At 52.1% G+C, this 14,485-nt stretch carries 13 protein-coding genes; 2 read left to right on the forward strand and 11 right to left on the reverse strand.

Translation table 11 applies throughout. The features are described from left to right. Positions 1 to 87: 87 nt before the first annotated feature. Positions 88 to 1,575, reverse strand: a complete 1,488-nt coding sequence (locus JGF26_RS12190; protein ID WP_134708165.1) for an MFS transporter — start codon at positions 1,573 to 1,575, stop codon at positions 88 to 90. 115 nt (positions 1,576 to 1,690) lie between these two features. On the opposite strand from JGF26_RS12190, the gene JGF26_RS12195 reads away from it, so the two are divergent. Next, the gene (locus JGF26_RS12195; RefSeq protein WP_134708164.1) at positions 1,691 to 2,266 is read left to right on the forward strand and encodes a TetR family transcriptional regulator; all 576 of its coding nucleotides are present in this window, start codon (positions 1,691 to 1,693) and stop codon (positions 2,264 to 2,266) included. Between the two features lie 311 nt (positions 2,267 to 2,577). Then, entirely contained in the window at positions 2,578 to 3,546 is a 969-nt protein-coding gene (locus JGF26_RS12200) for an alpha/beta hydrolase (protein WP_065422676.1), read from the forward strand. Between the two features lie 97 nt (positions 3,547 to 3,643). On the opposite strand, the gene JGF26_RS12205 is transcribed toward JGF26_RS12200, so the two are convergent. From JGF26_RS12205 to JGF26_RS12250, 10 genes are all read right to left on the reverse strand, one after another. After that, positions 3,644 to 5,083 carry an anion permease gene (locus tag JGF26_RS12205; RefSeq protein ID WP_134708163.1) on the reverse strand — a complete coding sequence of 480 codons (1,440 nt, stop codon included), beginning with the start codon at positions 5,081 to 5,083 and terminating at the stop codon, positions 3,644 to 3,646. Positions 5,084 to 5,176: 93 nt separating this feature from the next. Next, positions 5,177 to 7,771 carry a bifunctional aconitate hydratase 2/2-methylisocitrate dehydratase gene (locus JGF26_RS12210; protein ID WP_134708162.1) on the reverse strand — a complete coding sequence of 865 codons (2,595 nt, stop codon included), beginning with the start codon at positions 7,769 to 7,771 and terminating at the stop codon, positions 5,177 to 5,179. Between the two features lie 17 nt (positions 7,772 to 7,788). After that, positions 7,789 to 8,337, reverse strand: coding sequence for an alpha/beta hydrolase (locus JGF26_RS12215; RefSeq protein WP_108089835.1), 549 nt, complete (start codon positions 8,335 to 8,337; stop codon positions 7,789 to 7,791). A gap of 20 nt (positions 8,338 to 8,357) precedes the next feature. Continuing rightward, a complete protein-coding gene (gene citG / locus JGF26_RS12220) occupies positions 8,358 to 9,233 on the reverse strand; it encodes a triphosphoribosyl-dephospho-CoA synthase CitG (RefSeq protein ID WP_134708161.1) in 876 nt (291 codons plus the stop codon). Then, on the reverse strand, positions 9,208 to 9,747 hold the full coding sequence (citX, locus tag JGF26_RS12225) for a citrate lyase holo-[acyl-carrier protein] synthase (protein WP_128347645.1): 540 nt from the start codon (positions 9,745 to 9,747) through the stop codon (positions 9,208 to 9,210). Before citX ends, citG begins: the two co-directional genes overlap by 26 nt. A gap of 5 nt (positions 9,748 to 9,752) precedes the next feature. After that, positions 9,753 to 11,273, reverse strand: a complete 1,521-nt coding sequence (citF, locus tag JGF26_RS12230; RefSeq protein ID WP_134708160.1) for a citrate lyase subunit alpha — start codon at positions 11,271 to 11,273, stop codon at positions 9,753 to 9,755. A 30-nt stretch (positions 11,274 to 11,303) separates the two neighbouring features. Further along, positions 11,304 to 12,179, reverse strand: a complete 876-nt coding sequence (gene citE / locus JGF26_RS12235) for a citrate (pro-3S)-lyase subunit beta (protein ID WP_108089831.1) — start codon at positions 12,177 to 12,179, stop codon at positions 11,304 to 11,306. Beyond that, positions 12,179 to 12,469, reverse strand: coding sequence for a citrate lyase acyl carrier protein (gene citD / locus JGF26_RS12240; RefSeq protein ID WP_108089830.1), 291 nt, complete (start codon positions 12,467 to 12,469; stop codon positions 12,179 to 12,181). The genes citE and citD overlap by 1 nt, the downstream gene beginning before the upstream one ends. A gap of 24 nt (positions 12,470 to 12,493) precedes the next feature. Next, positions 12,494 to 13,561, reverse strand: a complete 1,068-nt coding sequence (gene citC, locus JGF26_RS12245; protein WP_134708159.1) for a [citrate (pro-3S)-lyase] ligase — start codon at positions 13,559 to 13,561, stop codon at positions 12,494 to 12,496. Between the two features lie 18 nt (positions 13,562 to 13,579). Continuing rightward, a complete protein-coding gene (locus JGF26_RS12250) occupies positions 13,580 to 14,443 on the reverse strand; it encodes a fumarylacetoacetate hydrolase family protein (protein ID WP_128347641.1) in 864 nt (287 codons plus the stop codon). Between the last annotated feature and the right edge of the window lie 42 nt (positions 14,444 to 14,485).

Below are 14,485 nucleotides of genomic sequence, written 5' to 3' on the forward strand. Positions count from 1 at the left end.
TTTCCAGCAAGAGTCAGATAATCCTTTAAAAAACATAGTGCATCTGCCCCACTGACGCCAACCATAAACCTGGTTTTCCGGATCTATTTACCGCGGGTTGACCTTAGCCAGGCTAAACCAAACGCCAACGGCCAGCAACAGCAGCATTCCCCCAGCACTCCCCAACGCTACGCTATGCGAAGTGATAAACGCGCTTTTCGCTGCTTCAATCAGTGTTTCCGCCATCGTGGGTGTCAGATCCTGCGCCACCTTCATCGCTTCACCAATGGATGACGACGCTTTGTCGACGAGAGAATCATTCAGCCCCTGTGGCAATTCGATCGACGCCGTGAAGCTGCGGGTCAACAGCAGACCAAAAATGGCGATCCCCAGACCGGCACCCAGTTCATACGACATGGTTTCAATCGCTCCTGCTGCAGCGGCTTTCTCTTTTGGCGCAGCAGCCATGATCGCTGAGGTTGAAGCCAACAGCGCGCTGGCAGCACTGAAGCCCAGCAGCACCATCAGGCACCACGCCTGCCACTGCTGGGTACTGAAGTCGAGCAGCGACAGACCAATAAAACTGACGGCACTCAGCCCCATTCCGCCAGCGGCGACGATGCGTAACCCGAGATGTCCAACCAGTACACCGGCGATCGGCCCACTGAAGCCGCTGGCAACCATCAGAGGCAGCATAAACATCCCTGCTTCAAACGGCGTAAAGCCGTGAACAAACTGCAGCTCCTGGGCCATCAGCAGCTCAAACCCGACCAGCGCAATCATCGCAGTCATCGCCATTACCACGCCACTCAAAATGATGCGGTGGCAGAACAGACGCATGTCGATCATCGGCACGCGCGCGCGAAGCTGAATACGCACGAAGATAAACAGCAGCACCGAGCCGGTAACCAGCGCGGACACGACGACGCCTGGTGCCAGGACGCCTTTTAGCGCGGTCTTCGCACTGTAGACCAGCAGTAAAATCGCCGCGATTAGCATGATGGCATGGCTAATATTAAGCGGTTGTTCCGGGCGACCTTGCTGACGCGGCACAAAACGTGCGGCCAGCGAAACCACGACCAATACAATGGGTACGTTGATTAAAAATACCGATCCCCAGTAAAAATGTTCGAGCAGCATACCGCCAATCAGCGGACCAAATGCTGCGCCACCGGACCCCACAGCCGCCCAGACGCCAAGCGCGATATTACGATCCCGCGCTTCAGTAAACAGCGTGCGGATACCCGCGAGCGTAGCCGGAATAATCATCGCCGCACCAATCGCCAGCGAGGCGCGCGCCGCAATCAGCCATCCAGCAGACGGGGCAAACGCGGCCGCCAGCGATGACAAACCAAACAACGTACTGCCGATCATTAACAGCCGTTTGAAACCAATACGATCACCCAGTGCGCCCATCGGCAGCACCATCCCCGCCATCACCAGCGAGTAAATATCGATGATCCAAAGCAATTCATTGCCGCTGGCCCCCAGCGTCATGCTCAATGTCGGCGCCGCCACGTGCAGCACCGTTGCGTCGATCGCGACCGGGATATACACCAGCACGATAATCACTAACGCTAACCACTGACGAAACATAAATTTCCTTTTAATTAAATCATGGACACATGTCCAGAATGCGATCCTACGTAAAGTTGAACGCGTGTCCAGCTTTTTGTTACACTCGTTTCATTCCTATTGAGAGTGAGTCGAAATGCGATATCTGAGCAAGGATGAACGGCGGGAAGAAATCTTACAGGCCGCCATGCGCGTGGCGCTGTCCGAAGGACTGGCGGCAATGACGGTACGCCGCGTTGCAGCTGAAGCCGGGGTCGCGACCGGACAGGTTCACCATCATTTTACCTCCGGCGGGGAGCTAAAATCGCTGGCTTTTGTTCGCTTGATCCGTGAACTGCTGGATGCAGATGTCGTCGGCAAACAGGCTGGCTGGCGGGAGCAGCTTCATGCCATGCTCGGGAGCGATGATGGCAAGTTTGAACCTTACATTCGCCTGTGGCGTGAAGCGCAGATCCTGGCCAACCGCGATGCTGACATTAAGGCTGCCTATATTATGACCATGGAGATGTGGCACCAGGAAACGGTCGCCCTTATCAGAGCAGGCACTGAGGCTGGGGCATTTAGCCCTGATGACCGGTCAGAAAACATTGCCTGGCGTTTGATTGGGCTGGTGTGCGGTCTGGACGGGATGTATATCTTAAACATGCCCGAAATGAACGAAGCCGCGTTTAATAGGCATCTCGATAAATTGATCGACCTTGAATTGAATTAATCATCGTTAGACGTTATTTAACCCATACATTAAGAGCCTGCTGTAGAGTACAGGTTCTTAATCTGCGCAGACATCCTTTCACACACATTCAAGCCATGAATAGTTAACACAAAATCAGAAATAATGCGAGCCACCTCAAATTCCTTAACAAAAGAAACATATTGCACTAAATCACTTGCGTTCTCATATACACTTCATACTGCCCTTCCAATAAAAAGGAAAATTTAACCGCAAAGTGAATCAGACAATTTTAGAATAGATTTCCTCCATTACAAACAAAGACAACTTTTTACTCAACGTGGGATTAAATCATGCCTTCATATGTTATGTCTGTTCGTAAAGCATCAAGAGGTAAATTTACCTCCGATATTGGTGGAACAAGCTATTTGGTTGTTCCTGACGGAGAGGACCCCAGTCCCGACCATGCCATTCCTGAACAAAAATGGTTTGATCAAGTTATACAAGGTGCACAGTGGAAAAACGAGAAAGGCGAAAAGCGAGGGGATTTACTTTTTTCTGTGCATGGTTACAACATGAGCGAGAGTGAAGTGATCGAGCGACACAGACTTTTGGCAAACGGATTGTCTGATATTGGTTTTAAAGGAATAGTGGTTTCCTTTGACTGGCCAAGTGATGATAAGGCGCTGGCCTATTTACCTGACCGTCACAAGGCAAAACTTACCGCAATGCGCCTTATGACAGAAGGAATTTCCTACGTATCAGAAAAACAAAAACCCGACTGTCCGATTAATATTCATGTTTTGGGTCATTCTACTGGGGCGTATGTGCTCACTGAAGCATTTGATGATGCGGATGATACCAACCTGCCAAATAGTGCCTGGAAAGTGAGCCAGATCATTTTCGTCGCAGGCGATGTATCGAGCAGCGTAATGTCAAACCCTGACCCGCGAAGTGATTCTATTTACCGTCATGGTATTCGTCTAACTAATTATTCCAGCCGTCGTGACCAGGCTCTGGATATATCGAATGTGAAACGTGTCGGCGTTGCTCCTCGGGTTGGGCGTGTGGGTCTTCCTGAGAACGCACCTTCAAATGCAATAAATGTAGACTGTACACAGTATTACGAAAAACTAGAAAGTGACTCTGCTATTCTCGTACAGGATGAACCCGCAGGGATTAAAGGAATGCCATCACATTCGTGGTATTTCGGAAATAAAGTATTTACCCGAGATCTGTTTTGCACACTGATTGGCATTGATCGCTATGTTATTCCAACCCGATCGGTTGACGGCGAAGGAAAAACAATCCTGATACGCTAACCGGAAATTGTGACAGGTGCCGGGTGGCGGCTACGCCTTACCCGGCCTACTGTTTTATCTGTTCCAGATCCGGTAAGGCGTAGCCGCCATCGGACAATTAAGACTGCAGCATGCCGTGCTGCATCAGGAAACCCCACCAGGGAATGCCGAGGAACATGTGAACTAAAAACGTGCACAACGCCACGAGCGTGCCGATGGTCCACCATGACTTGATGTCGTTATACCCAGCGGCGAAGATAATCGGCCCCGCTGCGCCGCCATAGTGCGTGATGCAACCCCCATAGGAGTTGGAAAACAGAATGGCGAGTGCCAGCAGAACAGGCGCCGTTCCGGTGACCAACCCCACGGTTGCAAAGACCGGTACCATCGCCGCGACGTATGCCCCGCCTGAGGCAAAGAAATAACGCACCAGCACGCTGAAAAACACGATAATAACGACAGTCATATTACCCGCGCTGAGAAAATCGAGATGTGCTGACATGAAATCAGCCAGCCAGCGGAAAAATCCCTCCTTGCTAAGGGTAGCGCTCAGACCAATAATGCCTCCATACCATATCAGGGTATTCCAGCCGCCTTTGTTTTTCTGCACATCCCCCCATCCGATAATATTAAACAGCAGTGCCGCTCCCATCGCGATAATGGCAACGGCGGACTCATTCAGCCCAAGATGATGTGAAAAAATCCAGCCTAATAATGCGGCGATAAAAATAACCACTAACCCCTTTTCTTTGAGGCTCATTGCCCCCAGACTTTGCAACCCGTTGGTCGCGATAGCGACATTATCAATGTGTTTAATTTCCGGAGAGGAAACTCGGTAGCAAATATAGGGAATGATACACAGCATCAATAACCCCAGCGGAGCACCTGCCAGCATCCAGCCTATCCAACTAATATGGATATGGAAGATATCAGAAATTAACTGTAGCGCTAAGGCATTCCCGGCAAAGCCAGTTAAAAACATATAGCTGGTCGTTTTAGTGACCATATAGACATTGACCATTAAATAACGGCCAGCTTTGCAAGGTGTCTCTTTTGGCGTTGAACCTAATACCGTGGCGATGCTGTTAATTATAGGAAAAACCACGCCACCTGCACGCGCGGTATTTGAGGGCGTTGCGGGTGCCAGCACCAAATCCAGTAAGGCAGTCACATACCCCAGTCTCAGCGTCGTGCTGCCAAACCTGAGGATAAACCAGTAGGCAAGCCGTTTTCCCAGACCGGTCGTGACAAATGCCGCGCTAAGCGTAAAAGCACTAAATACCAGCCAGGTCGTGCCTGAAGCGTATCCACTCAGCACATCCATTGATTTCACGGGTGAGTGGGGAAATTTTGTTACGGTAAAACAGGTTAATGCTACCGCAACCAACATAATAACAGGTTCAGGATAAGGTTTAATCACCAACCCAACGATAGCAGACAGATATATTCCAGCCAGTATCCATGCCTCTTTGGTTAATCCATCAGGCGGAGGAATAAATATTGCCAACAATATTATTATGGCAAGTAAGATTGTTTTTAAAACATTTGATTTAAGCATGTCTCACCCATGAGAAAAGGGTCCCTGAATAGCAGAGGCAGCTCCTGAGAGAAGCCTCTGCCGACGAAACACATTCACAAAACAAATAAAACGCTACAGGTTAACCACCTGAATATTATCATCCTCTTCGGTTGTATATTCGGTCAGAGTATCAAAGCTGAGATAGCGGTAGATATTTTCATTCGCGTCATGGAGTTTAGCCGTATAGCTAAAATATTCTTCCACGGTTGGCATTCTACCCAGTATGGCAGCAACGGTGCTTAATTCAGCCGAGGCAAGGAACACTTTCGCATTTGTCCCCAGACGATGCGGGAAATTTCGGGTGGACGTCGATACAACGTGACTTCCTTCCTGCACCCTCGCCTGATTCCCCATGCAAAGGGAACAGCCCGCAGGCTCGATTCTCGCCCCCGATTTAATAAACTGACTAAAATAGCCTTCACGGGAGAGTTGCTGGGCATCCATTTTAGTCGGCGGTGCGAGCCACAAACGCGCCTGATTTTCGCTGGCACCGGCCATAATTTTACCCGCTGCGCGAAAATGACCAATGTTTGTCATGCAGGAACCAATAAAGACCTCTTCGATTGGAGTGTCCGCAACCTCAGAAAGTAAACGGGCATCGTCCGGATCGTCTGGCGCGCATACTACCGGTTCGATGATTTCATTAAGGTCAATCTCAATCACTGCGGCATATTCTGCGTCAGGATCGGCAGACAGCAATGAAGGGTTAGCCAGCCATGCCTCGATTTCAGCGATACGACGTTCAAGCGTGGCAGCGTTCTCATAGCCGTGCTTAACCATCCAGCGCAACAGTGCCGCATTGGAACGCAGATACTGTATAACGCTCTCTTCCGACAGACGCATGACACAAGCGGCAGCGGAGCGTTCCGCGGATGCATCAGCCAGTTCAAACGCCTGCTCTGCACTTAACCTGTTCAGGCCTTCAATTTCCAGGATTCGCCCAGAGAAAATATTGCGCTTATTCTTTTTCTCAACCGTCAACAGTCCCTGCTTTCTGGCGTAAAGCGGAATGGCATGCACCAGATCGCGAAGGGTGATCCCTTTTTGCATCTCGCCCTTAAAACGCACCAGCACCGATTCAGGCATATCCAGCGGCATAATGCCGGTTGCGGCGGCAAAAGCCACCAGCCCGGAGCCGCCCGGGAAGGAGATCCCCAGCGGGAAGCGAGTATGAGAATCGGCACCTGTTCCCACCGTGTCAGGTAGCAGCATGCGATTAAGCCAGGAATGGATAATGCCGTCGCCCGGTTTGAGCGCAACCCCTTTACGGCTGGTGATAAACTGCGGCAGGGTTTCATGCAGTTGGACATCCACGGGTTTCGGGTACGCAGAGGTGTGGCAGAAAGACTGCATCACCAGATCGGCTGAAAAGGTGAGGCAGGCAAGATCGGTCAGCTCATCACGCGTCATCCCGCCGGTGGTGTCCTGAGAGCCTACGGTAGTGATCTTCGGCTCGCAATACTGCCCCGGACGGATCCCCGCCACACCGCAGGCTTTACCTACCATTTTTTGCGCCAGCGTAAAACCTGTTGCGGATGGTGCGGGTGACGCGGGCTTGCGAAATACCTCTGAAGGCTTAAGCTTCAGCGATTCCCGCGCTTTCGCCGTCAGGCTGCGCCCGATAATCAACGGGATCCGCCCGCCGGCGCGCACTTCGTCCAGCAGCACATCGGTTTTAAGGGTAAAGGTCGTTACCAGCCGCTGGCTTTCTGTCTCACGAATTTCCCCCTTGTAGGGGTAAAGATCGATCAGCATCCCTGTCGTCAGCGCGGAGACATCCATCTCTACCGGCAGCGCGCCGGAATCTTCCAGCGTATTGAAGAAAATGGGCGCAATTTTTCCGCCAAACACAAACCCGCCGTTGCGTTTATTCGGCACGTACGGAATATCGTTCCCGATGTGCCACAGGATGGAGTTGGTGGCGGATTTACGTGAGGATCCGGTCCCTACGACGTCACCGACGTACACCAGCGGCCAGCCTGCCGATTTTAATTCTGACAACTGACGCAAAGGGCCACGCACGCCAGGCTCATCGGGTTCAACCCCTTCCCTGGCGTTACTGAGCATGGAGAGCGCGTGCAGTGGAATGTCGGGTCGTGACCACGCCTCGGGTGCCGGAGACAAATCGTCGGTATTGGTCTCGCCGGGCACCTTAAACACCTTCAGGGTGATTTTTTCAGGCATGGCCGGACGACGGGTAAACCATTCGGCATTCGCCCAGGACTGAAGCACCTCCTTTGCCCGGACGTTACCGTTTTTCGCTTTAGCTTCCACCTGGCTGAATTTTTCAAAGATCAGGATTGTAGAAGAAAGCTGCTCAGCGGCCAGCGGTGCCAGGCTCGAATGGTCGAGAAGCTCAATCAGCGGCTGGACGTTATAGCCCCCCTGCATCGACCCCAGCAGCATCGTGGCCTTTTCGGGAGAAAGCCCATTAATCTGGTATTCCTGTAACGCTACCTTAAATAAAAACGCGGCTTTTAACTTTGCGGCAGGATCGACGCCCGGCGGTACGCTGTGGGTTAATAAGTCAATTAATAATGGATGAGGTGCGGACGCATCGTTAATTAAACGATGAATAACTGCATCGGTTTGTTCCGCTGTTAACGGTTTCGCCGGAATACCCGTTTCAGCTCGCGCTTTCAGGTGCTGATTATAATCATCTAACATAGGTTCTCCTGTTAAAGCTAAAGTTGTTCACAAAATTCTGTTAATCGTTTGAGTCCGTATGGCCATTCGCCAAAGCCAGACTCAGAATTAATATGTCCGGCCTCACCGATATCGATGAGATGACCGCGCCAGCACGTAGCCCAAAACTGAGCGCGAGAAAAAGGCATCAGAGGGTCGTTTCTGCTGGCAAACATCATGCAGGGAACCGGCAATGGGGTTGGCTGAATGGCCTCGTCAAGGCCGAACATTGCAGGTTCTGCCGGTGCAACCATCACAACTCCGGCGACATTTGCCTGCCGTGTTTGCAGCAGTCTGCACGACGCCAGCGCGCCAAAGCTGTGGCCGACGAGGATAGCGGGCAACTGGCATACTGCCAGCTCGCGGGTAATGGCGGAGACCCAGTTTTCAATATCGGGCTCTAGCCAGTTTTTCTGCTGGATCCGTTTCCAGAAAGGAAAGCGTCGCCCCCAGCAGCTTTGCCAGTGATGTTCATCGCTGTCTCTCAGACCCGGCACCAGAATAAGGGTATAAACGTTACTGAGCTGCTGCAGGCGTTGTTCAATCATGACGTTTTCCTGTTACGCGATTATTCGGCTGGAAATTGCGACAATAACCATCCAACGGAAATAAGATCGGCACTACCTCCGGGGCTTAAATTGCGTTTGATAAATTCCGCGTCCATTCTGCATAACGCCTTGACTAATTTATTTGCCGTCAGGCGTTTTATTTTTAATAGCCGTCTGGAATAGCGCCTGGCGTAATTCAGCCCTTTTACTCCCCCACGGGAAACCAGATTGGTATCCGGGTTCACTGCCATCATTCCCAGAAACATTCTCAGTAACGCCAGGTCTTCGGATTCGCCCTGACGTAACGCAGTTTGCAGCTGCGGGAGACCTGCCTGGCGCACCGTGATGAAACCACGGGCAGCTTCTCCTCTCGCCCCTGTGAATCCGTATTTCTGGAACTGCTGCTCGCCTTTCGTTTTGGCGATACCGGTCGTTTTCAGTTCCTGTTCAACGATGCCTGTACAGATAAGGCGGGTCTCATGGCATAAACTGCGCTGCGTGAGCGCTTCATCTCTTTGCGTCAGACGTCCCGCCGCGGCACACAGCAGCCCCAAAGAAAAGATCCCCCCTTTATGGGTATTCACGCCACCGGTGGCGTTAAACATTGCCTGCTCACAGGCCAGACCCGTCGGCCTTATGGCCCGCAGCGTTTGTGGGCCAGCAAGACGGGCGGTCTCTCTGCCTACGTTAAAGAACACTGAAAACCAGGGCGCAATCGCCGCGATACTGGTCATGAACAGCGCGAAGGTCATGTCGCAATGCGCACCATTGTTTACGCGATCCACCAGACCCGGTTTCGGGGTTAAGTTGATTTCCCGGTACATGGACTCGGCAGCCAGCTCAGCGAAGGTGCGCTGAATGTCTGGCGCATTACATCTGGCAAGCGAAGTAGTCATCGGTTAACTCCTCGATTACGCTCGCGAGTTCGGCCTGCGAATGACGCCGCGCACGCGAGCATACGTGGGCCGGTTCATGGCAGATAAAGCATTTGCGCATCGGTTGCTGGATGGCGTTTCTTTTCAGCTGCCCCGTCGTAGGACAAAACACGTCGATATCCCATAAGCGTCCAAGAGGATGGTTATCTTCCAGGTGTGCCGTGACGTGTTTTATCATCCACGCGGGTGCCGATACCGACCAGAGCGCTTCTGGTCCCGTGACCGGTTGCAGGATCTGATGCCGACAAACCGTCCACTGATGCGCGAGAAATACGTCGGCAATCGCCTGATTCGCGACGGCCATCACCCGTCTGGCCAGTTCGGTATCTTTCACCTCCCCGGGCCAGACCAGCGTGACGGACACCACGGAATGTTCAGACTGAAACAGCCACGCCTGCTGCCGACGGGCTCGCTGCTCTCTGGAACTCAGCACCTGTTCCAGAGAGACTTTCGCGTTCGAGGCTTTATCCGTCATGGGGATTACTCCTTCACCTGGCGAACCACATCAATCACGCTGCCGTCGCGGTAGCGAACCACGCCGACTATCCGGTCAGTGAACTCGACAGGCTTAGGTTCACCCGAGATGAGCAGCGCCTTTTGGTACAACGCATCGATGTCGACAACGGCCAGCCCGGCGTTAAGCAGGCGTTCACGAATTTCCGGGCGCGCCGGGTTCACGGCAATACCGTGATCGGTAACCAAAACGTCAATACTTTCGCCCGGCGTCACCAGGGTGGTGACCTGTCTGACGACGGTAGGAATGCGGCTACGGATCAGTGGGGCAACCACAATGGTGAGATTTGCCGCCGCGGCGACGTCGCAGTGCCCGCCCGACGCGCCGCGCATCACGCCGTCGGAGCCGGTCAGGACATTAACGTTGAACTGGGTGTCCACTTCCAGCGCGCTGAGAATGACCACGTCTACCCTGTCGCAGCAGGCGGCTTTTGCAGCCGGGTTCGCATAGACGTTAGTAGAGATTTCCACGTGGTCGGGGTTGACCGCCAGGGAAGCCGCTGCCGCGCCGTCAAAGCTTTGCGTATCGAGGATCTTTTCAATTAACCCTTTTTGATGCAGATCGACAATGCTGCCCGTGATCCCGCCGAGCGCAAACCGGGCGACGATATTGTGCTTACGCATCCGGGTTTCCATAAACCGCGTGCAGGCAGTTGACGCGGCCCCTGAGCCGGTCTGAATCGAAAAGCCGCTGCGGAAATAGCCGGAGTGTTCAATAACGTCGGCAGCAGAGCGGGCAATCATCAGCTCGCGCGGATTACTGGTAACCCTGGCGGCACCTACGCTGATTTTTGCCGGGTCGCCGACGCTCTCAATCTGCACGACATAATCCACCTGATCCTGCACAATGCTTGCCGGCATGTTGGGGAACGGTTTCAGGGTTTCGGTAAGCAAGACCACCTTTTTGGCATATTGCGCATCGACCATCGCGTAGCCGAGGGAGCCGCACTGCGATGTACCACCGTTACCGCTGGCATTGCCGTATTCGTCGCTGCAGGAGACCGCCAGAAACGCAACATCAATCGTAATTTCGCCCTGCTGAATCAAATTCACCCGTCCACCGTGGGAGTGGATCTGCACCGGCTCGTCCATCAGCCCGTGCGAAATCGCGTCCGCCAGTTCGCCGCGCATCCCGGAGGTATAGATTTTGCCGATCACACCATTACGAATGTGTTCAATAAGCGGTGCATTGCATGTCATCAGGGAGCTGGAGGCAAGCGTGAGTCCTTTCAGGCCGCGCTGAGCGAGCTTATCCATCACGTAATTGATGACCTTATCTCCTTCGCGGAAGGCGTGATGAAAAGACACGGTCATACCGTCATGCAGGTCGCAGCGGGCCAGCACATCGTCGACGCTTGCAAAAAGTTTGCGCTGATATTTTTGCTGGCTGTCAGCAAGATAAGGCGTCATCGCGTTAGCGCCGCTGAATGCGACGTACTCACGGCGAGAGCCAGGAATGTAATGCAGGGTTTCAGTTTGGTTTTTCATTATTCATCCTGTCGCTTGCGATATGGGGAATTACTGACGAATGCCAGAGGCATTTTTGCGTTCGATAACCACGCGGGCATGGTTGATAATCGGCGCGTCGATCATTTTGCCGTTTAGCGAAATCACCCCCAGTCCGTTACGTTCCCCCTCCTCTGCTGCAGCAATTACGCGCTCTGCGTAATCCACCTCTTCCTGCGTTGGCGCGTAGGCGTTATGAAGAATTTCAATTTGTCGTGGATTAATCAGCGATTTTCCGTTGAAGCCCATCCGGCGAATGAGATCCACTTCTTTCAGGAAACCGGCCTCATCATTCACATCCGCGTACACCACGTCGAAGGCGTCAATACCGGCCCCGCGCGCAGCATGCAATACGGCGCATCGGGCATAAAACAGCTCTGTTCCGTCGCCTCGCTCGGTTTGCATATCCATCACATAGTCAAAGGCGGCCAGCGCAATACCCATTAAGCGGTCGGAGGATTTCGCAATAGCGACAGCGTTAATCACGCCAACGGCAGATTCTATCGCCGCCATTAATTTCGTTGAGCCAACGGGACGCCCGCAGGTTTCTTCAATGCGGACGATTTCACGTTCCAGCTGATGAATATCTTCCGGGGTGTCGGTTTTGGGTAGACGAATGACATCGACACCCGCCCTGACGGCGGCTTCCAGATCTTTTAATCCAAAAGGCGTATTCAAAGGATTAATTCTGACAACGGTTTCAATATCGTTGTACATCGGATGTTGCAGGGCATGAAATACCAGAAGACGGGCGCTGTCCTTTTCTTTTAGCGCTACGGCATCTTCCAGATCAAACATGATGGAGTCAGGTTTATAGATAAATGCCGTCGAAAGCATGGCGGCACTTGAACCGGGAATAAATAACATACTGCGGCGTAACTTTTTCATTATAACTTTTCCCATGAAATGTCTTCCCGCGCTGTACCTCTGAGCAGTGCAGCCTGAACACGAGCGCGGATCACACAATCCAGCGCACCTTTATCATCAATAATGATCTGCCCCTGATTGATGCCGAACGCAGAAAGGGTTTCATTGACGACCTCTGTAATTCGGTCGCCGAACTGCTTATACACTTCGCTTTGGATGACCACATCCAGCCCGCTCTCGACGGGGCTAACCTTCACCATCAGGTCGCTGGACTCCAGCGTTCCCGCCATCGCGGCTTGCACAATTTTCATATTAATTTTCCTGTGATAATGCGGTTAAACCGCTGCCGATAACGGTTTGGATAAACAAGGCTGATGCTGTACCCCGTTATTCAGATACGCACGCGTGGTGGCTGGCACCATGCGGCTGGCGGCAGAGATTTTGTTTTCATTTAATAAACGACGAACGGCTGAGGCTGATACCGGCACATTATTTCCATCCGTTTTTCTTTCTATTTCATGTACGCTGATACGAGCCGACACACTCGTTTCATCTTCCAGCCAACGGTGCATCGCCCGGTTATATTCAGCGGTTAACTGGCAGAATGGCTCGGTGCCGACAAAACGATGATTTATACTCAGCGCGGGGGCGATATAATTCCTGAACAGCATGAGGTCAATTGCGGCATAGACTTTATCAATAACCTTTTTATCCTTCAGAAAATAGCCCGGAAATGTCCCGCGTGAAATAATGTATGCCGACCCCGGATGAACGGTGACATTAGAAAGGTGTCGCGAACCGTCCTTAACCATCGCAAACCGTTCTTTAAACGAAAAAGCGGAGACATCTTCCTGAACGACGAAAACATGTAACGAATCACACTGGCTTGCCGCATGTTCAATCAGATATTGATGGCCCAGAGTGAACGGATTTGCATTCATCACAATAGCGCCAATATCTTTCCCCGGCATGAAATGATGGCTACGCAACTGGCTGCAATAACGATGAATACCGACCGGCGTATTCTCCATTAATGCCGCACAATTCTCGATCGTCACCAGCGGATAAAACCCGCATCCGCGAAATGACTTAACGTTATCAGGACAGGTAAAAAGAAAGAGATGATGTTCACCGTTCTGTGCTGCCAGAAGCTCGGCCTCATGAATTAACGTCAGGCTTAGCGACGTACCCCGCCACGCGGCGTCTACTGCAATGCATTTTAACGTGTTACCCGCAATGCCAGTGCAGGCGACAAGATGGCGTTGATAGCGCGCAACAATAAATTGCTCAATATCGTCATCAATGCCCAAACCGTTGTGGGCCAGGAAGCGGGTAATCTCCTCTCTGGCCTGAGCGTTACCCGTTTTAATGACCTCAAACTCTGGCGTTCTGGCGGTGTACATCTTCTCTCTCCTGAGCGTCTAGACAGTCAATTCTTGTTGCTGAGGTTGCGCTTCCACGATGGTGTTCGTCAGGCGACCTATGTTTTCAATTTCGACTTCAACCCGATCGCCATCATGCATAAACAGAGGTGGATTACGTTTTTTACCGACGCCGCCAGGCGAGCCGGTAATAATGACGTCTCCGGCGCTGAGGGAGGTGAATGTGCTGATATAGGCGATAAGATCCGCTACTTTGTGGATCATGCTGCCGGTGGAATCATTCTGAACCAGCATGCCGTTCAGCCAGGTATGGATGGTCAACGCATGAGGATCGGGGATCTCATCCGCCGTGGTCATGTAAGGGCCGAAGGCGCCGGTTTGCTTCCAGTTTTTACCGGCGGTGAACCAGGCGTGCTGCCAGTCGCGTACGGAACCATCCATATAGCAGCTGTAGCCCGCGACATGGCTGAGCGCATTTTTGGCGTCAATTCGGGTGCCAGGTTTACCAATGATTACGGCCAGCTCACCTTCATAATCAAACTCGCTTGAGAGAACTGGTTTTAAAACGGGCCGCGCATGTCCGGTTTGTGAATCAGGAAAGCGGATAAACAGCGTCGGGGCATTATTCGTCTCGGCAAATTCTTTTCTTTTTTCTGCGTAATTCATCCCAACGCAGAAAATCTTTCCTGGCTCTTCTATTACGGGCAGGAAGGTAATGTCTTCTGGCATCATATCCACAGGGCAATCGTGATATTGCCTGGCGACGTCAACCGCATCCCATTGAAGAAGGTCTTTCAATGTCGCATAGTGGTGGCCGATTTTATTACCCAGATCGATAATTCCAGACTGTGTATAAATCCCGTAGCTTTTACGGCCCTGATGAATATAACTTGCTAGTTTCATAATAATACCCGTTTGATATACGTACTCATTCTGTGTTCACGC

The organism is Enterobacter sp. E1 (assembly GCF_016809815.1).
In the GTDB taxonomy this organism is placed as follows: domain Bacteria; phylum Pseudomonadota; class Gammaproteobacteria; order Enterobacterales; family Enterobacteriaceae; genus Enterobacter; species Enterobacter adelaidei.

Excerpts from the sequence above, each read along its gene's own strand:
- citC (WP_134708159.1), bottom strand. The coding sequence starts at position 13,561 with ATGTACACCGCCAGAACGCCAGAGTTTGAGGTCATTAAAACGGGTAAC.
- JGF26_RS12250 (WP_128347641.1), bottom strand. The coding sequence starts at position 14,443 with ATGAAACTAGCAAGTTATATTCATCAGGGCCGTAAAAGCTACGGGATT.
- citD (WP_108089830.1), bottom strand. The coding sequence starts at position 12,469 with ATGAAAATTGTGCAAGCCGCGATGGCGGGAACGCTGGAGTCCAGCGAC.
- JGF26_RS12190 (WP_134708165.1), bottom strand. The coding sequence starts at position 1,575 with ATGTTTCGTCAGTGGTTAGCGTTAGTGATTATCGTGCTGGTGTATATC.
- citF (WP_134708160.1), bottom strand. The coding sequence starts at position 11,273 with ATGAAAAACCAAACTGAAACCCTGCATTACATTCCTGGCTCTCGCCGT.
- citE (WP_108089831.1), bottom strand. The coding sequence starts at position 12,179 with ATGAAAAAGTTACGCCGCAGTATGTTATTTATTCCCGGTTCAAGTGCC.
- JGF26_RS12215 (WP_108089835.1), bottom strand. The coding sequence starts at position 8,337 with ATGATTGAACAACGCCTGCAGCAGCTCAGTAACGTTTATACCCTTATT.
- citG (WP_134708161.1), bottom strand. The coding sequence starts at position 9,233 with ATGACTACTTCGCTTGCCAGATGTAATGCGCCAGACATTCAGCGCACC.
- JGF26_RS12195 (WP_134708164.1), top strand. The coding sequence starts at position 1,691 with ATGCGATATCTGAGCAAGGATGAACGGCGGGAAGAAATCTTACAGGCC.
- JGF26_RS12205 (WP_134708163.1), bottom strand. The coding sequence starts at position 5,083 with ATGCTTAAATCAAATGTTTTAAAAACAATCTTACTTGCCATAATAATA.
- citX (WP_128347645.1), bottom strand. The coding sequence starts at position 9,747 with ATGACGGATAAAGCCTCGAACGCGAAAGTCTCTCTGGAACAGGTGCTG.
- JGF26_RS12200 (WP_065422676.1), top strand. The coding sequence starts at position 2,578 with ATGCCTTCATATGTTATGTCTGTTCGTAAAGCATCAAGAGGTAAATTT.
- JGF26_RS12210 (WP_134708162.1), bottom strand. The coding sequence starts at position 7,771 with ATGTTAGATGATTATAATCAGCACCTGAAAGCGCGAGCTGAAACGGGT.